A 20,164-nucleotide genomic window follows, 5' to 3' on the forward strand; every position below is an offset into this window, starting at 1 on the left:
CTTTGTTTAGGAAATTCATCTCTCCTATTGTCATCCTTACAGTACACTATCTGTGTCTTTTCAGGATGTAATTTCAACTTATACTCAGCCAATCTTTCTTCGATCATTACTTTCACAAATTCTGCCTGTTTCTCTGTTCTGCAGTGCACTATCGCATCATCCACATATCTCTCAAATGGTACCGTCGGGTAGTTCTTTTTCATCCATATATCAAACACATGATGCATGAATATATTAGAGATGATTGGGCTAACTGAACCTCCTTGCGGAACTCCTTTATCCCTAACTACCTTACTGCCATCTGCAAGTTTTATAGGGGATTTTATCCACCTTTCAACGTATAGTATGACCCATTTGCAATTTGTATGCTTCTTGATAGCTTGCAATGCCAACTCGTGATCCAAATTGTCGAAAAACCCGGATATATCTAGATCTATCGTCCAATCATACCTCCAGCATCTTTTCCTTGCCGTATCTACCGCATCCAGTGCTGATTTATTCGGTCTATAACCATATGAATCTTCATGGAATTTTGGTTCTACTAGCGGCTCAAGATACATAGAAGCGGCCGTTTGCCCTATCCTGTCGAATACTGAAGGAACACCTAAAATTCTTTGTCCCCCTCCCGTATCTTTCGGTATTGCTACAGCTTTTACAGGCTCTGGAAAATAACTTCCTGATGACATCCGATTCCATAGTTTGTACAGATTATCCTTCAGGTTCTCTTCAAACCTTGTTATCGATACCTCATCCACACCAGCCGCACCTTTATTTTTCGATACTTGTTTATAAGCCCTCCAAATAAGTTGCTTTGGTATATCAAAAGACTTTGTTTTATTCATTAACTCCTCCCTTTCGGTTGATACATAATTAAAACTGAATAACTCAACTCCTTCGCTCCATTTCCATTACAGAAACTTCTTCACTACTACGCGCCCCTGTTTTCCGCATTGGTACTCTCATCCTTAGAGTTTAGCTCCTTGAATTTCTCCCTTATCATCGAAACGACAGGTTCCCGTAGTTCTACACAATAGCCTAAAATAGATTCATGCCACCTTTATGCCGGACGCCTCCTACCCCGTAAACAAGCTCCCGGTAGATTTATCCCAGTTGAGTTATAAGCCCCTGGTTTTGACGTCATCAGTTATGGTTTCGACACTTTATCAGTGGTTCACTTTCGTTCATCTCTCTATTTCACACATGACACATAACTGCGCCTTTTCCATAACGCTCACTACCTTGGCTCTTTACCAAAGCAGCTTATGGTTGTTTGAAGCCTGCTCTTGTAAATCGGCTCCGAGGGGCCCACCCTCATCTATTGCGTAGCTTAAGTACTCAGTTTGCTCTTTTCTGACCATTCCTTGCATCACTACGGCACACTATAACCAGCCACTTCTCAGTAATGAGGTATTGCTTTTCTTGGTAAAGTTAAAATTAAAGTTGGATCTTCGGAACGTTCGATAACTAACTTGACCGGAGAATCTTTAAACCCTTTTGGCAGATTCTTTAACATTTCGCCTGCAAGAAGCTTTTCCTTAGTGTGTAAATAAAGATTTTCTGAATCTAATTGCCGCAGGCTACGTTTAGTAATATAATCTCATATTAAATAAGACTTTACCTAAGTTTATGCCAGACTCTATGTTAGTTTTAACAACTATTCTTATATTCTTCATTTTTACATTGTCGCTTCTTTTTATAAAAAGGATATTTGGATCAACGAACAAGAAGATAATAAAGTCCTTCAGAAAAATTGTTCAGCAGATTAATGTGCTAGAGCCAGAAATGCAGAGCTTATCTGATAAGGAGCTTGCTGGTAAAACCGCAGAATTTAAAAGAGAATTGAAAAATGGAAAAACACTAAATGACCTTCTAATACCTGCATTTGCGGTTGTACGAGAAGCATCACGAAGATTCCTTAACATGAGACACTTCGACGTTCAGCTAATTGGTGGAATGGTGCTCCATAACGGCATGATATCAGAAATGAAAACAGGAGAAGGAAAGACACTCGTCGCAACTTTAGCTGCATACCTAAATTCTTTAGAAGGAAAAGGTGTGCAAATCGTAACTGTTAACGACTATCTTGCAAAACGAGATACAGAGTGGATGAGTAAATTATATAATTCTCTTGGAATTTCTGTTTCATTCATTACAAATAATTTGACGGATGAAGAGAGGAAAGAGGCTTATAGCGCAGATATCGTATACTCAACAAACAATGAACTGGCTTTTGACTACCTGCGAGATAATATGAAATTTTCTCGAGAAGATATGGTCCAAAGAGGCTTCAATTACGTAATAGTAGACGAAGTAGACTCGATACTGATTGATGAAGCGCGCACTCCGCTTATTATCTCTGGCTCACTTGAGGAAAATAATCAGATATATAAGCATATCAATAAAATAGTAACCAAACTAGTTGATTCTGATTATGAAGTCGATGAGAAGAATAGAACAGTGTTTCTCACTGAAGATAGCATTTCGCGAGTGGAGGAACTACTAAGATCATACAATCTTATTCCTGAAAATTCCTCGCTCTATGATACTAGCAACATGATAATGACTCATTATATAGACCAAGGGCTGCGTGCGCATAAGCTGTTTACTGCTGACAAAGATTATATAGTGAAAAACGGTAAAGTGGTAATTATTGATGAGTTTACTGGGCGCATGATGAAAGGTAGGAGATATTCTGATGGTCTTCACCAGGCACTTGAAGCAAAAGAAAATCTTGAAATTCAGCATGAAAGCCAAACTTTAGCATCAGTCACATTTCAGAACTACTTTCGTATGTATAATAAACTTTCCGGTATGACGGGAACAGCGGCAACAGAGGCAGAGGAGTTTCGTGATATATACAGATTAAATGTAGTAAAAATTCCAACTAATGTGCCTGTAAAAAGAATAGATGTTGATGATGAAATTTACGGCACAGAAAAAGAAAAATTTAATGCTGTGTTGAAGTTCATAGAAGAATGCCATATACGCCTTCAACCGGTCCTTGTTGGTACGGTAAGTATTGAAAACTCTGAAAAACTTTCTGCACTTTTGCAAAGCCATTCTCTTAAGCATTCAGTATTGAATGCTCGTTATCATGAACAAGAGGCATACATAATAGCGCAAGCTGGAGTACCAGGAAGCATTACTATAGCAACTAACATGGCAGGACGTGGAACTGATATTCAGCTTGGTGGGAATGTTGAAATGATTGTAAAGGTAGAGCTCGAGAAAATAAAAAATGCTGATGAAAGAGAGAAAAAATATCAAGAAATAGTTGAAAAAGTAAAAAAAGATAAGGAAATTGCTATAAAAGCTGGCGGCTTATGTGTTATTGGAACCGAGAGGCATGAAAGCAGAAGAATAGATGATCAACTGCGTGGCCGTTCTGGCCGTCAGGGTGACCCTGGGCTTTCTAAGTTCTTTTTATCACTTGAAGATGATTTAATGAGGATATTTGGATCTGATAGAATGAGGAGTTTTTTACAAAGAGTGGGACTAAAGAACAACGAGGCTATTCATCATCCATGGATTAATAAAGCACTTGAGAAGGCACAGAAGAAAGTTGAAGCTAGAAATTATGATGTGCGGAAGTCTTTGTTAAAGTTTGATGATGTAATTAACAATCAACGTAAGGTTATTTTTAAGCAGAGAAATAATATTTTAAATAATGAAATCAATGACTTAGTTGAAGTATATAGTGAAGTAAATGAGGATGTAATAGAAGGTATAGTACAAAGTGGTTATTACGAGGATTATGTTGAAGATATTGCCAAAGAATTCGATAGAAGGTATGGGGTAACGCTTAACAAGGAAGCTCTAGAAGAGTTTTTGAATAAACAAGAAGCCTTAGATTATGTAAATGATAAGATACAAGAATTTTTTACTGAGAAAGAAAAATATTTCAATAGTCAACAAACTACAGATTTGTGGAATACGATAGTGAAACAAGTGATGATCATGACACTTGATCATTTATGGAGGGAACACCTTTCGGTTTTAGAGAGCCTAAGACAAAGCATAAATTTGCGTGCCATGGGGCAAAAAGACCCACTGAATGAATTTAAACGTGAAGCTTTTTTGATGTTTGAGTCGATGCTTGAAAAATGGAAGGAACTTACCATTCACCGCCTAGCGCACTTTAAGTTGGCAGACAACCAAGAAATAGGCAACAGGTTACACCCTGCTAAAAATATCAGACTTCCCAAAGTCTCAAGAAACGACAAGTGCCCTTGTAACTCCGGGAAGAAATACAAACACTGCCATGGCGCGGTTACTACTGTATTGAGTTAGTTGTTACAAGCATGCTATAGCTGCTAATATCAATATCATCTAACTCACTACTCAATGAGCACTCTGATACTCCATATGCAACCTCATAGTAAATTCCACCGATTATTAGTGCAGATACTATACTAATATCAACTCCTGGCAGTAAAGGTAACGTAGTAGCGTGAACAAGTGCTATTAGAACCCCAATAGCAACTGTAACACCTACAATAATTCCTGCTTTTTTTGCTTTAGGCCTGTGAATAAATGATGGATCTGCGCCACATTCTAGTAAAAGTTTTGCTGTTTCTGGATATTTACTACGCCAAGCATAATTCAAAGGAGTATGTCCATCTTTATCTTGTAGATCGATATTAGCTCTATTTATTAGTAAAAGTCTTACCGTACTTGTATATCCACATTCGGCAGCATAATGCAAAGAAGCTCTTCCATCTTTATCTTGTATATTAATATCTGCTCTTTCCTCTAATAAAGCTTCGATTACTCGTGTACAATTGCGGCAAGCAGCATAATGTAAAGCAGTCAATCCATCTTCGCTTTGTAAATCAACCTTTGCTCCTTTTCTTAGTAAGACTTCTACTATTTGCGTATGCCCATATGCAGCAGATCCATGTAAAGGAGCTGCTCCATACTTAATTTTTATATCGGTCTTTGCCCCGTTTTCTAGAAGATTTTTTACTACTTTTATACATCCATGTCTAGCAGCAACACACAAAAGAGTTTCTCCTTGATTCATGAAGAGCTTTAGTAATTCCTCATCATCTTTAGCTAATTTACTTAATATAAAATCCTGTATAAATAGATGATTTATATCAAATTTGCTTTTTTTCCAATCATCATATATAAGTTGATTTCTTTTCTTTAGCTCATCTTTAATTCTATCAATTAAATTCTCCTTATTTAGATCTGGACTACTGTTAACCTCTTCTAATATTGCTTTGAACATTGATACTACCTCTTAGCACAAACTAGGGAATTTCATCATAGTGTATAGTTGATGTCAATGAAAATTTAAGAAAATATGGTAGGATTTTTATTTTATGACCCAGTTATTACAATATCAAACCAGCAGCCCCTCTTTTTAGATTCCAGCGTAAAGTGCTGGAATGATAAAAAAGGGTGTAATTACTGCTCTTTACTGTTTGTATCGTTTTCAGCAAAAGCTTCCTCCCATGTGCCTTGAGTTGCTGCACGGCTATACTCTGTTACTCTATTTTCAAAGAAATTCGTATGTTCCACGCCATTTAGTATTTCATCAAGCCACGGAATAGGATTATCATTGACATCATATATGGACTCAAGACCTAATTGCATTAACCGTCTGTTTGCTACGTAGCGTATGTAATTGCGCACTTCTTCTGCGGATAGTCCTTCAACGTCTCCGAAATCAAAAGCAAGCTTTATGAATTCATCCTCAAGTTCAACGATGGTGCGACATGCAGAATATAATTCCTCTTTAAACTCGTCGTCCCAAATTTCATTATTCTCTTTAATAAATGTATTAAACAACATGATAATTGAATTGGTGTGCAAAGTTTCATCACGGGCTGACCAGGCAATTATTTGTCCCATGCCTTTCATTTTTCCAAAGCGTTGAAAATTGAGCAAAATTGCAAATGATGCGAATAACTGCAACCCCTCGGTAAATGCACCAAACACTGCTAGAGTTTTAGCTACATGTTTTTTATCGTGTTTTTTGCTTTCCTCGAATTCTAACATGTATTCATACTTCTTTCTCATAGCATCATACTTTAAGAATGCTTGATACTCGCTTTCTGGCATGCCAATTGTGTCTAAAAGATAAGAATAAGCTGCAATGTGTATGGTTTCCATATTGGAAAAGCTTGCAAGCATCATGCATATTTCTGTTGGCTTAAATATATTTGAATAATGCCTCATGTAACAGTTATTTACTTCAATATCTGCCTGAGTAAAAAATCTAAAGATCTGGGTTAGTAGATTTTTTTCTACACTTGAAAGTTTAGTTTTCCAATCCTTCACGTCATCAGCGAGCGGAACTTCTTCAGGTATCCAATGTATCCTTTGTTGCTGTAGCCACGCATCATAAGCCCAAGGGTAATTAAAAGGTTTATATATTGGATCTGCTTTTAACAATGACATAAGACACCTAATATTTTCTAAAGTAAATATTATATTAAGTGATATTTAGGATCAGTCAATTTAACTTTTTGAAATTTGACGGCAGGTAATTTATTAGTGTATTATAGCTTTGAGTGATTTATCAACAAAAATGCGAGCATTAATATCTTTTATTTTATTATTTACAGTGAGCTGCACACACACTATTCATAATCGCGGAGTTCCTGGCATTAATGTTGAACTGTGGAGCAAGATAAAAGTAGGTGATGATAAAGAAAAAGTGGTTCATACTTTAGGATCACCAACATTAGTATCAAAGTTCGATGAAAACGTTTGGTACTATGTCTCATATAAAATTAAACAAGCTAATTTCTTGGGAAAAAGGAAGTACAGCAGTAAATCTCTGCAAATTTCGTTCGATCAGAGCGGTGAAATTACAGATATAAGAGAAGTCAACGTTGCAGAGAGGTCTTTAACCGTCATTTATTGAAAACTTGCTAGTTGTGCTGCCCGTTTTTTGCCGCTTGAGTACTGTCATCGAAGAATTGCATGGAAGTAGTTTGAGTAATGTGAAAAGTTTATTTTATCTATTTAGAATAAAATCCAATGTGACTTCGCGCCAAATGTGATGGTGCTCAGCAGGCAAGCCAATTAACGGGCTACATTTATATACTGCACGCATTGCGTTATCTGCTATTGACCTAAAAAGTGGATGATTTTGATAGGAACTACTGTCTGCTATATTGGCCACAATGACCTCACCTTTATTGGATAACAATAAGTTAATTTTTATACTAAAATTTTCCTTATAAACTATGCCCTCAGGAATGCTCCAACACTCTGTCAGCTTGTCCCTTATAGAGTTAATAATTTCTGTTACAACTAACTCATCCTTTTTGCTTTTAACGGTTTTTTGTCTCTTATTTCATTTTTTGCCTCTTTGATATCCTCTCCTAGCTTTCTCTCTACACCCTTTTTTCTTTTGGAATTGGAACACCCTCATCAATTTCTTGCATTTCAATAATTTGCCTTGGTTGCACGTGTTCAACTAATCCTTTTTCCTTTGTGGTATAGGAATAACTGACGTATCATCGGTTTGGGCTTTCATTGAAAAAAGCAAAAAACAACATAGAGACAAAAAAAGAATATAATAAAAATAGAAAAAACGCATATGTCGAGCAGCTTATTTTACTGGTTTAAAGCTAATATTGCACGTAAAGTCAATATATTTCAGTTGACTTAACCAAATTTGCCGTATTAACCTTATATTTCTATATGGTCAATATACTCCAAATGAGATGGAAAGATGAAGGTGTTATTATAGCTGCTAAAAAATACGGTGATAGAAATTTAATTCTTTCTCTATTTACAAGAAATCATGGAAAGTGCAGAGGATTAACTAGATTAACAAACAATAGCAACTATAAATTTCAAATAAGTAATTTATTACATGTAGAATGGAGTGCTAAGTTACCTGAAAATCTAGGTTTTTTAAAGTGCGAGTTAATTGAATCTCCATTCCATCATTTTTTTCAAGATAGGTTAAAAAGCATTGCTGCTATTTCTTTTTCCTCTATCTTAGAAAAAGTCCTTCCAGATAGTGAATCCTGTACAGAGTTGTATGACAATTTTAGACACTTCATCGATGTAATTAAATACAATAGCCAATTTTGGCAAAGCTATTACCTTAACTTAGAGCTTCTGCTTCTTACGCAACTTGGATTTAAGTTAGACCTATCAAAATGTGCTGTAACAGGTGTGAAAGAAAATCTGCAATTTATTTCTCCAAAAACTGGTAGAGCAGTGTCGAAAAAAGCAGGCGACTGTTATGCAGATAAACTACTACCTTTTCCACAAATGTTGCATGATGTATACAATAACAACCTACAAAACAGCTACTCATATCAAGAATTTAGACTAGGACTGAAAATTACAGGGCATTTTTTAAATAAATATCTATTTTTGCAGTTAAATGTAAAATTTCCAGAGTTGAGAAATTTTATGCTATCATTTGAATCTGAGTCACCACCTCTTTGAAAGAATTTCAACCAGCAACTACTCTATTTCTACCACTGTTTTTTGCTTTATATAAATATTTGTCGGCACGTATTATAAATTCTTTAATATTGTCAAGGTCAGATTTTTGTATTTCTGCGATTCCAATGCTCACAGTTAAATTGTGAGCTGTATTTTTATCTGCAAGCATAAAAGGCTTTTTAGCAATGACTTTGCGTACTCTCTCCGCAATAGTACATGCATCCAATATACTGGTATCTGGCATTACAACAACAAATTCCTCACCGCCAAACCTAGCCAATAAATCTGTCACTCTGATATTTTCAGAAATTCTTTTCTGCACTTGCTTTAAAAATTCATCTCCAGCATTATGCCCAAAGTTATCATTCACCATCTTAAAATAATCTATATCAAGCATCATAAGGGACAAACTTCTATCCTTTTCCACGGAATCCTTAACAATGTTTCTTAAGTATGCATCAAAATATCTTCTATTATAACAGTTAGTGAGTGGATCCTTTATAGACATCTCCACATTATTAAATAAATTCATTCTCAAGGCATCTTGATATCTTTTGCGTTTCACTTGCGAATTAACCCTAGCTATTAATTCACTCTCATCCAAAGGTACTGTTAAATAGTCATTAGCACCTACATCAAGTGCTTTTACTAAATTGCTTTTATCATAATCCTCAGAAAGAATTAGAATTGGTGTATAACGTGTCTCCACCTTACTACGAAACCAAGAACACAAACGTAAGCCATCAGTTTTTGAAAATTGCATGCCAGAAATAACCAGATCGTAGTTATCCTTAATACCAACCTTTAATGCCTCCATTGGATCACTCAGTATTCTAATTGAACTAAAGCGCTGCTTTAGTACATTATATATCTGCTCTGCTTGAAAGACGTCTTCATCTACAACAAGTATGCTAGCATCAAAGATTTGGTTAGAATAATCCATACCTGTTACTCCGCCAATCTCAGCATTAGTTTCTCCTCTCAAGCGTAATTCATCTATTACTGCCTTGAAGCGCATAAGAGACTTAATTCTCGCAGATAAAGCAGTTTCATCTATTGGCTTAGTTAGAAAGTCATCTGCACCAGCATTAATGCCTTGCACTCTATCGTGAGTGTCATGCAGCGCAGTTACCATAATTATTGGAATATGAGTCGTTAAGGGATCGTTCTTTAGCTCCTTACAAACCTCAAAACCACTAATTTTTGGCATCATAACATCGAGTAAGATAATATCTGGCTGCTGTTTCGCTACTAAATCAATCGCCTCTTCGCCATCATGAGCTACTATAACTGTATAGTACTCTGCTTTTAGCTGAGCTTCCAAAAGCTTAACATTAGATGGTATATCATCTACTACTAGGATCTTTGCTGTCATTTTTTGTATTATCTACATTATAAGCAGGATAAAGTTTGCCATCTTCACCAACTATGTAATTGACTTTCTCAGTATTACACTCTTCATATAAGTCTTCAATCCCGGCATCCTTTAACAATTTCCTAATTCTTGACTTTACAATCACAAAATACCTATATATATTTTTAATAAGATTAAGAAATACAGGTACCTTACTCTTATCAAGAACAACTATACTCACTAAAGCTACAACTAAAATTTCTGAAAAACCTATGTTAAACATTTTTCCTACGAAGCAAGTACTTTAATTCTTCTGATTATGAATATTAATTTGCTTAAATCAAGCTTAGAAGCAGTCATCTCATTTAAAAAGCTATTGTAACGTTCTATGCAATCCTTATTATTATAAGCCCAGGTTTGAACCTTATCTACATGATTATCAGTAGCTTTTATGACTTTAACAGCTAGCTTATGATGATAATTGCTTAAATCATCCAATAAGTCATTAATTAAGCTGCGATCCCAATAGGAAGAACGGCTTTTCATATCGATGGCAATTGTTCTGATCATATTAAACCTTAGCAGCGACTTTAATTCAAAGTATATTCTACCAGCTTCAAAAATGGACAAAGACGTCTGTTCAGCAACAGATATAACGTCCAGCGCATAAATAAGAATACGTAGATCAGCAACCCTCTTTGCTAGATCTTCATTTATATCAAGTTCTACTAAAGAAGTGTATACATGATTATAGACATTTAACAGGTGCTCATCTAAAACATCATGGCCTAAAGTTTCAATTGCACCCCTAAATTCTGCAACACCATCTAGTTTTACAAGATCAAGATTTTTTACTAACCAAAATGATACTCTACCAATAAATTTTTGTATATTTCTCACTATTTGCAAGTATGAATCAACATCTATTTTTCCATCCAATTCATCAATTCCCTGCCAAAGGCTACTTAAATTATATAGGTGATTGACAACGATATATATGTTAACTGCTTCATGTACTTTAATTCCAGTACTCTCAACCAAATTATTAATAAATATACAGCCCATCCTATTTACTATATCATTTGCAATGCAAGTAGAAATAATTTCCCTGCGAAGTTGATGTTTCAGTATGGAATCCTTGAACTCTGTTACCATCTTTTGTGGAAAGTAATTTAGTAAGTAATCACAGCATAAGAAATCTTTTTCAGGTAGCTCAGAGTGTATAATTTCATTTTTTATTGCTGTTCTTGCATAAGACATCAGAACAGAAAGCTGAGAAGAACTGAAACCTTCTAACATTCTCGCTATCTCTTCTTCAGCTGGAAGGAATTCTACGTCTCGGTTTAACAGCCCAGATTTCTCTAAATTGAGTAATAATCTATGGTGCTGCTCCAATCTTTCTTTAGCTTGCAAGCACTCAAGGAGTAATGCTTTTGTTTCAATTTTGTTATGATCCTCAAGCACTTTAAATGCAACTTCGTCTACCATGCTAGCCAGTATTTCATTCCTTTTTTCTAAGGAAATTTTCCCTCCTTTCATAAAAACAATTTTGATATTAACTTCAAGATCGGAACATATTACTCCTGCTGAATTATCAACAAAATCTGCATTGATATACCCACCTATTTTAGCATATTCTACCCTTCCAAGCTGTGTACAACCAAGATTGCCACCCTCTATAAACATAGAAGCTCTAATATCCTGACCGTTTACTCTTAACTCATCGTTTACTTTATCACCAACCATGCCATGACTTTCACTCTTTGCTTTAACAAATGTGCCAATTCCTCCATTCCATATGAAGTCCACCTTTGCCTTGAGTAGATATCGGATCAAGTCGTTTGGAGATAACGTATCTTCCGTTATATCAAAGCACTTTTTCATTTCTTGAGAAATGTCTACTTGCTTGCTGCTACGCTCAAATACTCCGCCACCCCGAGAAATCAAACTTTTGCTGTAATCTATCCAAGTTGAAAACGGTAATTCAAAGAGGCGTTTACGCTCTGCAAAACCCTTTTCTGCATCAGGATTTGGATCAATAAAAATATGCATATGGTTAAATGCGCCGATTAAACGTATATTTCTTGAAAGCAGCATACCGTTTCCAAACAGATCACCAGCCATATCTCCAATTCCAATAACAGTTGCATCTTGGTAAATATCCTTATTCATTCTCCAAAAATGCCGTTGTGCTGCAATCCATGCACCTCTTGCTGTAATACCCATTTTTTTGTGGTCATAACCTGCTGATCCACCAGATGCAAATGCATCTCCAAGCCAAAAATTATATTCAGAGGCTATTTGGTTAGCATAATCAGAAAATGAAGCAGTGCCTTTATCTGCTGCAACTACCAAATATGGATCATCTTCATCATACCTAATCACATTTTCTGGTGGAATTATTTTGCCATCAATTACATTATCAGTAATATCAAGCATTCCTCTGATAAAATTCTTATAACATTCAACACCTTTCTCTCTTAAAATGTTTTTGTCTTTATAAACTTGCTTTATTACAAATCCACCCTTTGCACCAACAGGCACAATGACTGCATTTTTTGTCATCTGGGCTTTCATGAGTCCCAAAACTTCAGTGCGAAAATCTTCCGTCCTATCCGACCATCTTAAACCACCACGGGCTAATTTCCCTCCTCTTAGATGTATTCCTTCAAAAAGGTTTGAATAAACATACAATTCACGATATGGACGCGGATCAGGTAAATCATTCATTCTACTCGAATCAAATTTTATAGATAAGTATGGCTTATCATCTTGATAATAACTGGTCCTCAAAATTGCCATTATCAAGTTAAATATCGAACGTAAAACGCAATCATGTGAAACATTGCTGATCTCTTTTAGTAGTTCTTCAATTTTTTCTTGGAAAATGTTAGTAGTTTCTGTTCTATCAATATCTATATTAGGATTGAATCTTGCACGAAATAGCTGTATCAGATATTTCATTATTTTTGGATACTCTGATACTATTTTTTGGATATATTCTGGATTATAGTTAAATAACGTTTGCTTTAGATAGGCACTTAGCGCTCTAATCAGAAGCACTTCCTTCCATTTGAGCCCAGCAATAATGATCAAACTGTTGAAATAGTCATTTTTAATTTCCTTGCTGAATACTTTTGCAAGCGTTATTTCAAATTGTTCTTTCAGAATAATGTTATCTATCAATTCGTCAACTCTTGACAACACAAAATGGTGTATCCATATTCCATCGTTAATTTCTATGTAATAGCCATTATGAGATAGAATCTTAGCTCCCAAATTCTTAGTAACCTTTAATATCTTTGACAATTCAAGGCCTCCGTTGCTTGGAGTGTAAACCTTCAATTGATAGTTGAGATTGTCACGAGTAAGCCTCAAATCAACTTCGCTGACTTTTTTCTTTCTCACTATCTCCAATTTTTTCATATCATAGTACGCATCATGAGGTTCAAAATTCTCTTGATAGCTTATTGGAAACGCTTTGCAGTAACGAATGAATACATCCTCAACAGTGCTAAAAGTATTATATAAATTGTCTATAAAACGATCTTCCCACTTTTCTGTAATGTTTCTTAATTTGTTCTCGATACGCAAAACTTCATCATCAAAAACGCTAGCGCTTTTGGTTCTTAGCACCACGTGCAATTTCATCAAATCATATTCATTGATAATGTGATTGTTATAAATATCTGAACTTTCTGCATTCGTCTCATCCTTCAATATATCGCGTATCTTAAACATTAGCCTTGCACTAGCATAACGCATCGGTATCAGTACTATGCAACTAATAAAGTTCCCTGCCTTTCTCAAAAATAATTTGACTCTTGGTCTAATCGCAAGAGACATGATCGAAGTGCAAATTTCAAATAACTCGTCTTTATTTGATTGGAATAATTCGTCACAAGAAAACGCCTGTAAAATGTAAACTAAAGCTTTATTGTTATGTCCACCAGGCACAAATCCTGCCTTTTTTTCTATTGTCTTGACTTTATTCTTTATTATCGGAATAGTTTGAATATCTTGAACTTCCGCTACAGAAGTAAATAGCCCAAAGAAATGCCGTTCCCTTATCATATCACCCTGGTCATTAAATTCTTTCACCCCTATACAGTTCATGTATGTACGTCTATGAACTATTGAAATTAGGTCTGATCTTAATATGTATAAAGGATTCAAACTTTCAGAAGAAATAAATGAATCCTGATACTCTTTACTTGCTCTCATTAAACCAAGATTTTCTTTATCATTAGGAAAAAGCTTTACATCTTTATTAGCAATGTATTCTTGATAACCTAAAAACACGAAGTTGTTATTCTTCAACCAAGCTAGAAAATCTCTGTCTCCAGCATTCAACGCTGGATGCTTAAGAACCTCATCAAGCTTCTTGAGCATCAATTGCCAGTCTTTCACAACACAATTAACTGCTTTTAGCGTCTTTCGTAAAGATTCTTCTAACATATCAACAAAACTGTCACTTATACCTTTAATAATTACATATACTACTGACTCTTTGATTCCATTACCTTCTTCCAAAAGATAAATCTTATCTATTAGGCTATCTTTCCTTTGGACATTAATTATGCTGTTACTGTAGTAGCATATGGTTAAATCATGCGACTTAATAGTGGCAATAATAGAATCAACTAAAAAAGGTATGTCATCATTTGTTATCTTAATTATAGTGAAATTGCCTTCTATCCCTGAAATATCATTTACATTATTTACCGCCAATTTACTTCCTTCTTTCTCTTTTTTGAGAATGAAGTTGTATGCATCTTCTGCAATGTATAAAAGAAATTTATCGTTGACTTTTAGGTCACTATTATAGACAAAATTATAAAAGTATTTTATAAACTCTTTAATCTTTTCTTTTTCCTTTTGATTTCCTTGATCAACTAACTTAAATAAAAACTCAACCTTAACATTATGATTTATACACATTTCTTAAAACAAAAATACACAGCGAATTTAAATCTTTTTAACTAAGATTTCATTACCGGAAGCGTGCACTATTAGCTCATCTCCTTCTACTACTTCCCCTGATAAAACTAACTTAGCTAGGTTATTTTGAATATATTCCTGTATTACCCTTTTTAGAGGTCTTGCTCCATATTCAGGATCATAGCCAGTTTGTGCTATTAGTTCTTTAGCTTCCTGTGACAAATTCATACTTAGTTTACGCTTAGCAAGCATCTTTTGTAAATAAGAGAATTGAACATCTATAATTTTATAAATGTCATCTTTGGTTAAGCTGTGGAATATAATAATTTCATCTAGTCTGTTTAAAAATTCTGGACGAAATGCTGATTTAACTATTTGCATCACTTCATCTTTTACGGATTCAGCAGTTCCTTTGAACATCACCTCAGCACCAAGGTTAGAAGTTAAAATTAGTATGGTATTGCGAAAATCAATCAATTTACCGTGGCTATCGGTGAGCCTGCCTTCATCCAAAATCTGTAACAATATATTAAATATGTCTGGATTTGCCTTTTCTATTTCATCAAACAAAATTACCTGATATGGTCTTCTCCTCACTGCTTCAGTTAACCTGCCACCTTGTTCATAACCAACATACCCAGGAGGCGCACCAATTAGCTTTGAAACAGAATGTTTTTCCATATATTCTGACATATCAAAGCGCAGAAGTGCTGATTGATCATCAAATAAAAATTCGGCAAGGGCTTTTGCCAGCTCTGTTTTTCCAACTCCGGTTGGACCCAAGAATAAAAATGAACCAAAAGGTCGATTAGTGTCTTGCACACCAGAGCGGGAGCGTCTCACTGCATTACTTATCGCTTCTATTGCACCTTTCTGTCCTATTACTCTTTTCCCTATTTCATTCTCCATATTAAGAAGCTTTTCCTTTTCACTGTGCATCATGTTATCAACTGGAATGCCTGTCCATTTTGAAACAATATTTGCAATATCATTTTCGGTAACTTCTTTCTTTAGGAAACTATCAGTAACTTCCTCCTGACCTTTCAACTCATTTTCAAGTTGAGGAATCACACCATACATCAGTTCCCCTGCCCTTCCTAAATTTCCATTGCGCTGAGTTAATTCCAACTCTTTCCTCGCGTTATCCAATTTTTCAGCAGTTTCTTGTATTTTAGCTATTTTATTCTTCTCTATCTGCCATTTACTGCTTAAGTCAGCAAATTTACTGTTTAGACTTTCAATTTCCTCATTTATCTTCCTTAAGCGTTGTTTAGAATTCTCATCACTTTCTTTTTTCAAAACCTCTGACTCGATTTTTAGCTGTATAATCTTTCTCTCAAGCCCATCAACAACCTCAGGCTTGCTGTCCATTTCAATTCTAACCCTACTTGCTGCCTCATCAATTAAATCGATCGCTTTATCAGGTAAAAACCTATCTGTTATATATCTATTAGAAAGCGTTGCAGCAGCGATTATTGCACCATCTGTAATCCTAATACCGTGATGTACCTCATATCTTTCCTTCAAGCCCCTGAGTATTGAAATAGCATCAGTTTCAGTTGGTTGAGAAATAAACACAGGCTGGAAACGTCTCGCAAGCGCAGGGTCTTTCTCTATATGTTCACGATACTCATCTAAAGTTGTAGCCCCTATACAGCGAATTTCTCCACGCGCAAGAGCAGGCTTTAGCAAATTTGAAGCATCCATTGCACCACTTGTTGCCCCTGCTCCAACTAAAGTATGAAGCTCATCTATAAACAAAATAACTTTTCCCTCTGCTTTTGAAACCTCATTGATTACCGCTTTTAGCCTTTCTTCAAACTCCCCTCTAAACTTCGTTCCAGCAATTAATGCACCAAGATCCAAAGCTAAAACTTTTGCATCACGCAAACCAAGTGGTACGTCATTTGCAACGATTCTATTTGCAAGTCCCTCAACTATTGCAGTTTTTCCAACACCAGGCTCACCTATCAGCACTGGATTGTTCTTTGTTCGCCTCAACGATACCTGCATAGTTCTTCTGATCTCCTCATCACGGCCAATTACAGGATCAAGCTTACCTTGCATAGCAAGTTCTGTAATATCTTTTGTATACTTCTTTGCCGCATTTAATTTCTCTTCACTATTTGGCGAGTCTGCACTGCTGCCCTTTCTCATTTCTGCAACAACTGAGTTCAATTTTTGCGGTGTAACACCATTTTCCGCTAGAATTTTACCTACAGTATCATCTTTTTGTGCAGCAAGGCCCTGCAGTAAACGCTCAACGGCAACAAATGAATCTTTGTTCCTCCTTGCAATACCGATTGAATCCTCAAAAACTTTTGCTACTTCTCTTGAAAGTTGAAGGCTGCCACTTCCTGGACCTTTAACTACTGGAAACTTTTTTATTGCACCATCTACAGCATCAGAAATATTCTGCATATTTCTACCACAAGCGCCTATCAAATCCTGGACTAAACCTGATTCATCTTCAAGCATTACTTTCAGTAAATGCTCGGGCATAAAAACCTGATGCCCAGATCCCAACGCTTTCATTTGAGCACTCTGAATTAAGCTTTTCGCTTTTTCGGTAAATTTATTTAAATCCATAATACAAATTTAACTCATACTTGCTGGTATATATAGCAACTACTTCCTCAATTTTAAACCTAAAGTCATTTATCGATAAAGATTATAAACAAAAATTTTCTAGATTTACACAAAGTAGGGGAAAAAAGATTTTTGTAAAAAATAGAATTATATTAAGTATATATTTTAATTATTAGAGAAATGATGAATATTGATAATTTTACTATAAGGCTCTTAACAACACAAAGCACATCAACATCCATAATTTCTATGCTCTTTTATAAAAGAATATTTTACTCTTTTTAGTTGGCAAGGGCTTTTCTTTATCATAAGGAGCTAACTTTCCTTTTCCTGGAAATGCGTCTGCTCCAGACATTTTTTCATTATATTTTCTTACCACCTGCTTAACAAATTGCCACTTATACCCAAATCTTTTGCTATTTTTGCTGGGTTAACCCGTTTCTTTGACCAGCTTAATTGCTTCTAATTTAAATTCTGCTGTATATTCCCTTCTATTTGCCATATCACACTTCTTTGAAAAAACATTTTATTTTACTTCAAAAACGTCTTAACTTCCTTCTACTTTTTCTGGGTAAGGTTACTAATCCGTAAGGCCAAAAATTATACAAGAAGTCTATTGAAATCACGTATATCGATTGTTGTGAAGTCACATAATTGTTCTGTAGAGCTATGCCCTGTAATAATTACTGTACCGTTCTGCTCAGAGCGTATTGAGATTAGGTTCAATACTAATTCACACGTTGTGCTATCAAGATTACAGAAGGGTTCATCTATCAGCCAAACATTTGCATTAAAAATTAAGAGGCGAGCAAGCGCAACCCTTCTTTTCCATCCTGCAGAAAGTTCACTATATTTGATATTAAGTACAGGTTGCAACTGTAAGCAACAAACGGCTGCCATAATTAATTCTCTAGTGTTCCGTATTCTCGCCCAGAATTCTATGTTTTCACCAGCTGTTAAGCTATCTTTACAGGCGTTTTTATGGCCTATATAGACCATGGAAGGTATATAGGATTTTATGTCATCATATATATTTTTTCTACAGTACATTATATTGCCTGATACTGGTGGCAAAAGTCCAGATAAACTTCTAATTAAGCTGGTTTTACCACTACCATTTGGACCAGTAACTAAAATCTTTGATTTTGGCTTAGCTTTAAAACTAAGATTTTTAAATAATACTCTGTTATTGCGAGCGCAGGATAAATTTTCACATTCTAGCATGAATTATCTGCCCTTTCCTTTATGCTTCCCTTGAGTTGAAGCCTGAGCTTTTATAAATAGCTCCCAAAACCCTTTCTGTCCGCCTTCCCTATGTATCAATTGTGCAAAACGCTGCATTAAACCATTACCTATCATAACCATCTTTGTCCACTTACCTACCGGTTTCGCTATATCAACTATTTCTAGATCATCTTTGTAAACTTGTATATCTTTTTGCTTCTCGCGTAGCATTTCCTGTTGTTTCATCAGCTCTCTTTGCTTATTTTTTTGATATAATTCATTAAATTTTCTGTCTTCTTCCCACTCTTCTTCAAGGACTTTTTTAGGAAATACGATTCTCCTAATCCGATCTCTGTATATTTTTCTAAAAAAGAGAAATACTGTAATTACAGCAAGTAATGTTGTGCTATATATAATAGTTTGTCCGAAAGGCATTTTTCGTACTCAGCTTATTGGAAAGCAGTATTTATAATTATACCATAACTATAGAAATTTTGCAATTTCTTCTCTGAAGAAAGACAGTAGACTGAAACTTTCTGAAGGACAAAAACAACGTATTATAATAGCAAGCTTAAAAATCCTCTATATTTAGCTACCATTAATAATCATGAAGAGGTAGTACGTGCTCTGTTGAAAGAAGAAAGTATTGATGTTAATGCAAAAAACATTATGAAGCAGACTCCTCTGGATTTGGCTGATATTCTGGGCTATAAAGATATAGTAGGTGCTCTAAAAGCAAAAGAGGAAGGTATTGATATAACAGATAAAAACGAAAATATTCCTTTATTAATGACTGATAAAGAAACACAATCTGATAAACTCAATTTACTAGATAAAGACGAGAGTGATATACAACAACTTAGTGATGATTTTTCTTTTGAGCAATTTACACAAAGTGACCAGCTACTTTAGAGAACTAAGTCTGATTACTATGATGATTTTTGCAGAGATATAGAGAAAAACTTAACATTGCTTAATTTTTATGGTAGCTAATAGCTTACTTCACTTCCACCAAGGGAATATTATTCCAGCTATTACTTCCATAATCATCAATAGAAGCGTTTAGGTAATCTGTATCAAAGCGCACGGGCACATCAAATTCAAAACTTGCAATAATTATTGTGCCTTTTGCTGGTGGCTTCATAAATGTGATTTCTCCTGTTGAATGATTTATTGAATATTTTTCTGTCTCTTCACCATCTAGGTAAATTTTTATTGTATCGTGCACTGGCTTTTTAATCGTTCGTGTATGCTTGTCTTTTTCACTTATGTAAGTTTTGATCAGTTGAAAGATCGTTTTTTTATCGTCTCCTATGCCAATTTCTTGATTAACAACTGTAAAGTCTGACCAATCCTTAAAACGAAACCCTATTGCTTTACCTTTTCGTGCCTGAAAGAATGTTATGAGTTCTGTTAGCTGCTCGTTTGACCTGACTCCATAAGCTATATTGTATCTGGCACGTGCACGAGACCAATTGACATTGCGCTGTTCACAACCATTATGAGTTGTTACAACATCAGTAGAAAATTCCGGTCCTCCAGTGGACCCATAAGATATATTTTCTGGAAATCTAATTTCTGTAAATGACATATGCCCTCCTATGAAAATGAAGTTGAGATATTTTAGCTAAA

At 35.2% G+C, this 20,164-nt stretch carries 13 protein-coding genes and 3 pseudogenes; 4 read left to right on the forward strand and 12 right to left on the reverse strand.

Annotated elements, in window-relative coordinates:
- On the reverse strand, positions 1–842 hold an 842-nt coding region (gene ltrA, locus Wcon_RS02715; RefSeq protein ID WP_114516916.1), incomplete at its 3' end, for a group II intron reverse transcriptase/maturase.
- 796 nt (positions 843–1,638) lie between these two features.
- Here ltrA and secA point away from each other — a divergent pair.
- The gene (secA, locus tag Wcon_RS02720) at positions 1,639–4,290 is read left to right on the forward strand and encodes a preprotein translocase subunit SecA (RefSeq protein ID WP_458694575.1); all 2,652 of its coding nucleotides are present in this window, start codon (positions 1,639–1,641) and stop codon (positions 4,288–4,290) included.
- Here the strand turns inward: secA and Wcon_RS02725 are convergent.
- Positions 4,274–5,233, reverse strand: coding sequence for an ankyrin repeat domain-containing protein (locus Wcon_RS02725; RefSeq protein ID WP_114517136.1), 960 nt, complete (start codon positions 5,231–5,233; stop codon positions 4,274–4,276). The genes secA and Wcon_RS02725 overlap by 17 nt on opposite strands.
- Positions 5,234–5,412: 179 nt before the next feature.
- Positions 5,413–6,408 (reverse strand): ribonucleotide-diphosphate reductase subunit beta, encoded by a 996-nt coding sequence (locus Wcon_RS02730; protein ID WP_114517137.1) that lies wholly within the window; start codon positions 6,406–6,408, stop codon positions 5,413–5,415.
- Positions 6,409–6,538: 130 nt separating this feature from the next.
- On the opposite strand from Wcon_RS02730, the gene Wcon_RS02735 reads away from it, so the two are divergent.
- On the forward strand, positions 6,539–6,877 hold the full coding sequence (locus tag Wcon_RS02735) for an outer membrane protein assembly factor BamE (RefSeq protein WP_047759384.1): 339 nt from the start codon (positions 6,539–6,541) through the stop codon (positions 6,875–6,877).
- A gap of 93 nt (positions 6,878–6,970) precedes the next feature.
- Here the strand turns inward: Wcon_RS02735 and Wcon_RS11810 are convergent.
- A pseudogene (locus Wcon_RS11810) lies at positions 6,971–7,558 on the reverse strand (hypothetical protein).
- A 122-nt stretch (positions 7,559–7,680) separates the two neighbouring features.
- On the opposite strand from Wcon_RS11810, the gene recO reads away from it, so the two are divergent.
- On the forward strand, positions 7,681–8,424 hold the full coding sequence (gene recO, locus Wcon_RS02745) for a DNA repair protein RecO (RefSeq protein ID WP_114517138.1): 744 nt from the start codon (positions 7,681–7,683) through the stop codon (positions 8,422–8,424).
- 7 nt (positions 8,425–8,431) lie between these two features.
- On the opposite strand, the gene Wcon_RS02750 is transcribed toward recO, so the two are convergent.
- The 7 genes and pseudogenes from Wcon_RS02750 to Wcon_RS02780 all read right to left on the reverse strand — a co-directional run bounded on the left by Wcon_RS02750 (position 8,432) and on the right by Wcon_RS02780 (position 18,967).
- Positions 8,432–9,799, reverse strand: coding sequence for a PleD family two-component system response regulator (locus Wcon_RS02750; protein WP_114517139.1), 1,368 nt, complete (start codon positions 9,797–9,799; stop codon positions 8,432–8,434).
- Positions 9,771–10,061 carry a Sec-independent protein translocase subunit TatB gene (tatB, locus tag Wcon_RS02755; protein ID WP_047759387.1) on the reverse strand — a complete coding sequence of 97 codons (291 nt, stop codon included), beginning with the start codon at positions 10,059–10,061 and terminating at the stop codon, positions 9,771–9,773. Before tatB ends, Wcon_RS02750 begins: the two co-directional genes overlap by 29 nt.
- Positions 10,062–10,066: 5 nt before the next feature.
- Positions 10,067–14,719 carry an NAD-glutamate dehydrogenase gene (locus tag Wcon_RS02760; RefSeq protein WP_114517140.1) on the reverse strand — a complete coding sequence of 1,551 codons (4,653 nt, stop codon included), beginning with the start codon at positions 14,717–14,719 and terminating at the stop codon, positions 10,067–10,069.
- A gap of 27 nt (positions 14,720–14,746) precedes the next feature.
- Positions 14,747–17,308, reverse strand: coding sequence for an ATP-dependent chaperone ClpB (clpB, locus tag Wcon_RS02765; RefSeq protein WP_114517141.1), 2,562 nt, complete (start codon positions 17,306–17,308; stop codon positions 14,747–14,749).
- Positions 17,309–17,554: 246 nt separating this feature from the next.
- Positions 17,555–17,810 (reverse strand): annotated as a pseudogene (locus tag Wcon_RS13285) (transposase); the annotation flags it as partial.
- Positions 17,811–17,908: 98 nt separating this feature from the next.
- Positions 17,909–18,532 (reverse strand): heme ABC exporter ATP-binding protein CcmA, encoded by a 624-nt coding sequence (gene ccmA / locus Wcon_RS02775; RefSeq protein ID WP_114517142.1) that lies wholly within the window; start codon positions 18,530–18,532, stop codon positions 17,909–17,911.
- Positions 18,533–18,535: 3 nt separating this feature from the next.
- Complete coding sequence (locus Wcon_RS02780) at positions 18,536–18,967, reverse strand: hypothetical protein (RefSeq protein ID WP_114517143.1); 432 nt, start codon at positions 18,965–18,967, stop codon at positions 18,536–18,538.
- A gap of 150 nt (positions 18,968–19,117) precedes the next feature.
- On the opposite strand from Wcon_RS02780, the pseudogene Wcon_RS02785 reads away from it, so the two are divergent.
- A pseudogene (locus Wcon_RS02785) lies at positions 19,118–19,444 on the forward strand (ankyrin repeat domain-containing protein); the annotation flags it as partial.
- A gap of 85 nt (positions 19,445–19,529) precedes the next feature.
- Here the strand turns inward: Wcon_RS02785 and Wcon_RS02790 are convergent.
- Positions 19,530–20,123 carry a TIGR02217 family protein gene (locus Wcon_RS02790; RefSeq protein ID WP_114517145.1) on the reverse strand — a complete coding sequence of 198 codons (594 nt, stop codon included), beginning with the start codon at positions 20,121–20,123 and terminating at the stop codon, positions 19,530–19,532.
- Positions 20,124–20,164: the final 41 nt, after the last annotated feature.

Source organism: Wolbachia endosymbiont of Cylisticus convexus (assembly GCF_003344345.1).

What these genes read in the sequence shown, in the direction of transcription:
- secA (WP_458694575.1), top strand. Translation starts at nt 1,639, where the DNA reads ATGTTAGTTTTAACAACTATTCTTATATTCTTCATTTTTACATTGTCG.
- Wcon_RS02725 (WP_114517136.1), bottom strand. Translation starts at nt 5,233, where the DNA reads ATGTTCAAAGCAATATTAGAAGAGGTTAACAGTAGTCCAGATCTAAAT.
- Wcon_RS02730 (WP_114517137.1), bottom strand. Translation starts at nt 6,408, where the DNA reads ATGTCATTGTTAAAAGCAGATCCAATATATAAACCTTTTAATTACCCT.
- Wcon_RS02735 (WP_047759384.1), top strand. Translation starts at nt 6,539, where the DNA reads ATGCGAGCATTAATATCTTTTATTTTATTATTTACAGTGAGCTGCACA.
- recO (WP_114517138.1), top strand. Translation starts at nt 7,681, where the DNA reads ATGAGATGGAAAGATGAAGGTGTTATTATAGCTGCTAAAAAATACGGT.
- Wcon_RS02750 (WP_114517139.1), bottom strand. Translation starts at nt 9,799, where the DNA reads ATGACAGCAAAGATCCTAGTAGTAGATGATATACCATCTAATGTTAAG.
- tatB (WP_047759387.1), bottom strand. Translation starts at nt 10,061, where the DNA reads ATGTTTAACATAGGTTTTTCAGAAATTTTAGTTGTAGCTTTAGTGAGT.
- Wcon_RS02760 (WP_114517140.1), bottom strand. Translation starts at nt 14,719, where the DNA reads ATGTGTATAAATCATAATGTTAAGGTTGAGTTTTTATTTAAGTTAGTT.
- clpB (WP_114517141.1), bottom strand. Translation starts at nt 17,308, where the DNA reads ATGGATTTAAATAAATTTACCGAAAAAGCGAAAAGCTTAATTCAGAGT.
- ccmA (WP_114517142.1), bottom strand. Translation starts at nt 18,532, where the DNA reads ATGCTAGAATGTGAAAATTTATCCTGCGCTCGCAATAACAGAGTATTA.
- Wcon_RS02780 (WP_114517143.1), bottom strand. Translation starts at nt 18,967, where the DNA reads ATGCCTTTCGGACAAACTATTATATATAGCACAACATTACTTGCTGTA.
- Wcon_RS02790 (WP_114517145.1), bottom strand. Translation starts at nt 20,123, where the DNA reads ATGTCATTTACAGAAATTAGATTTCCAGAAAATATATCTTATGGGTCC.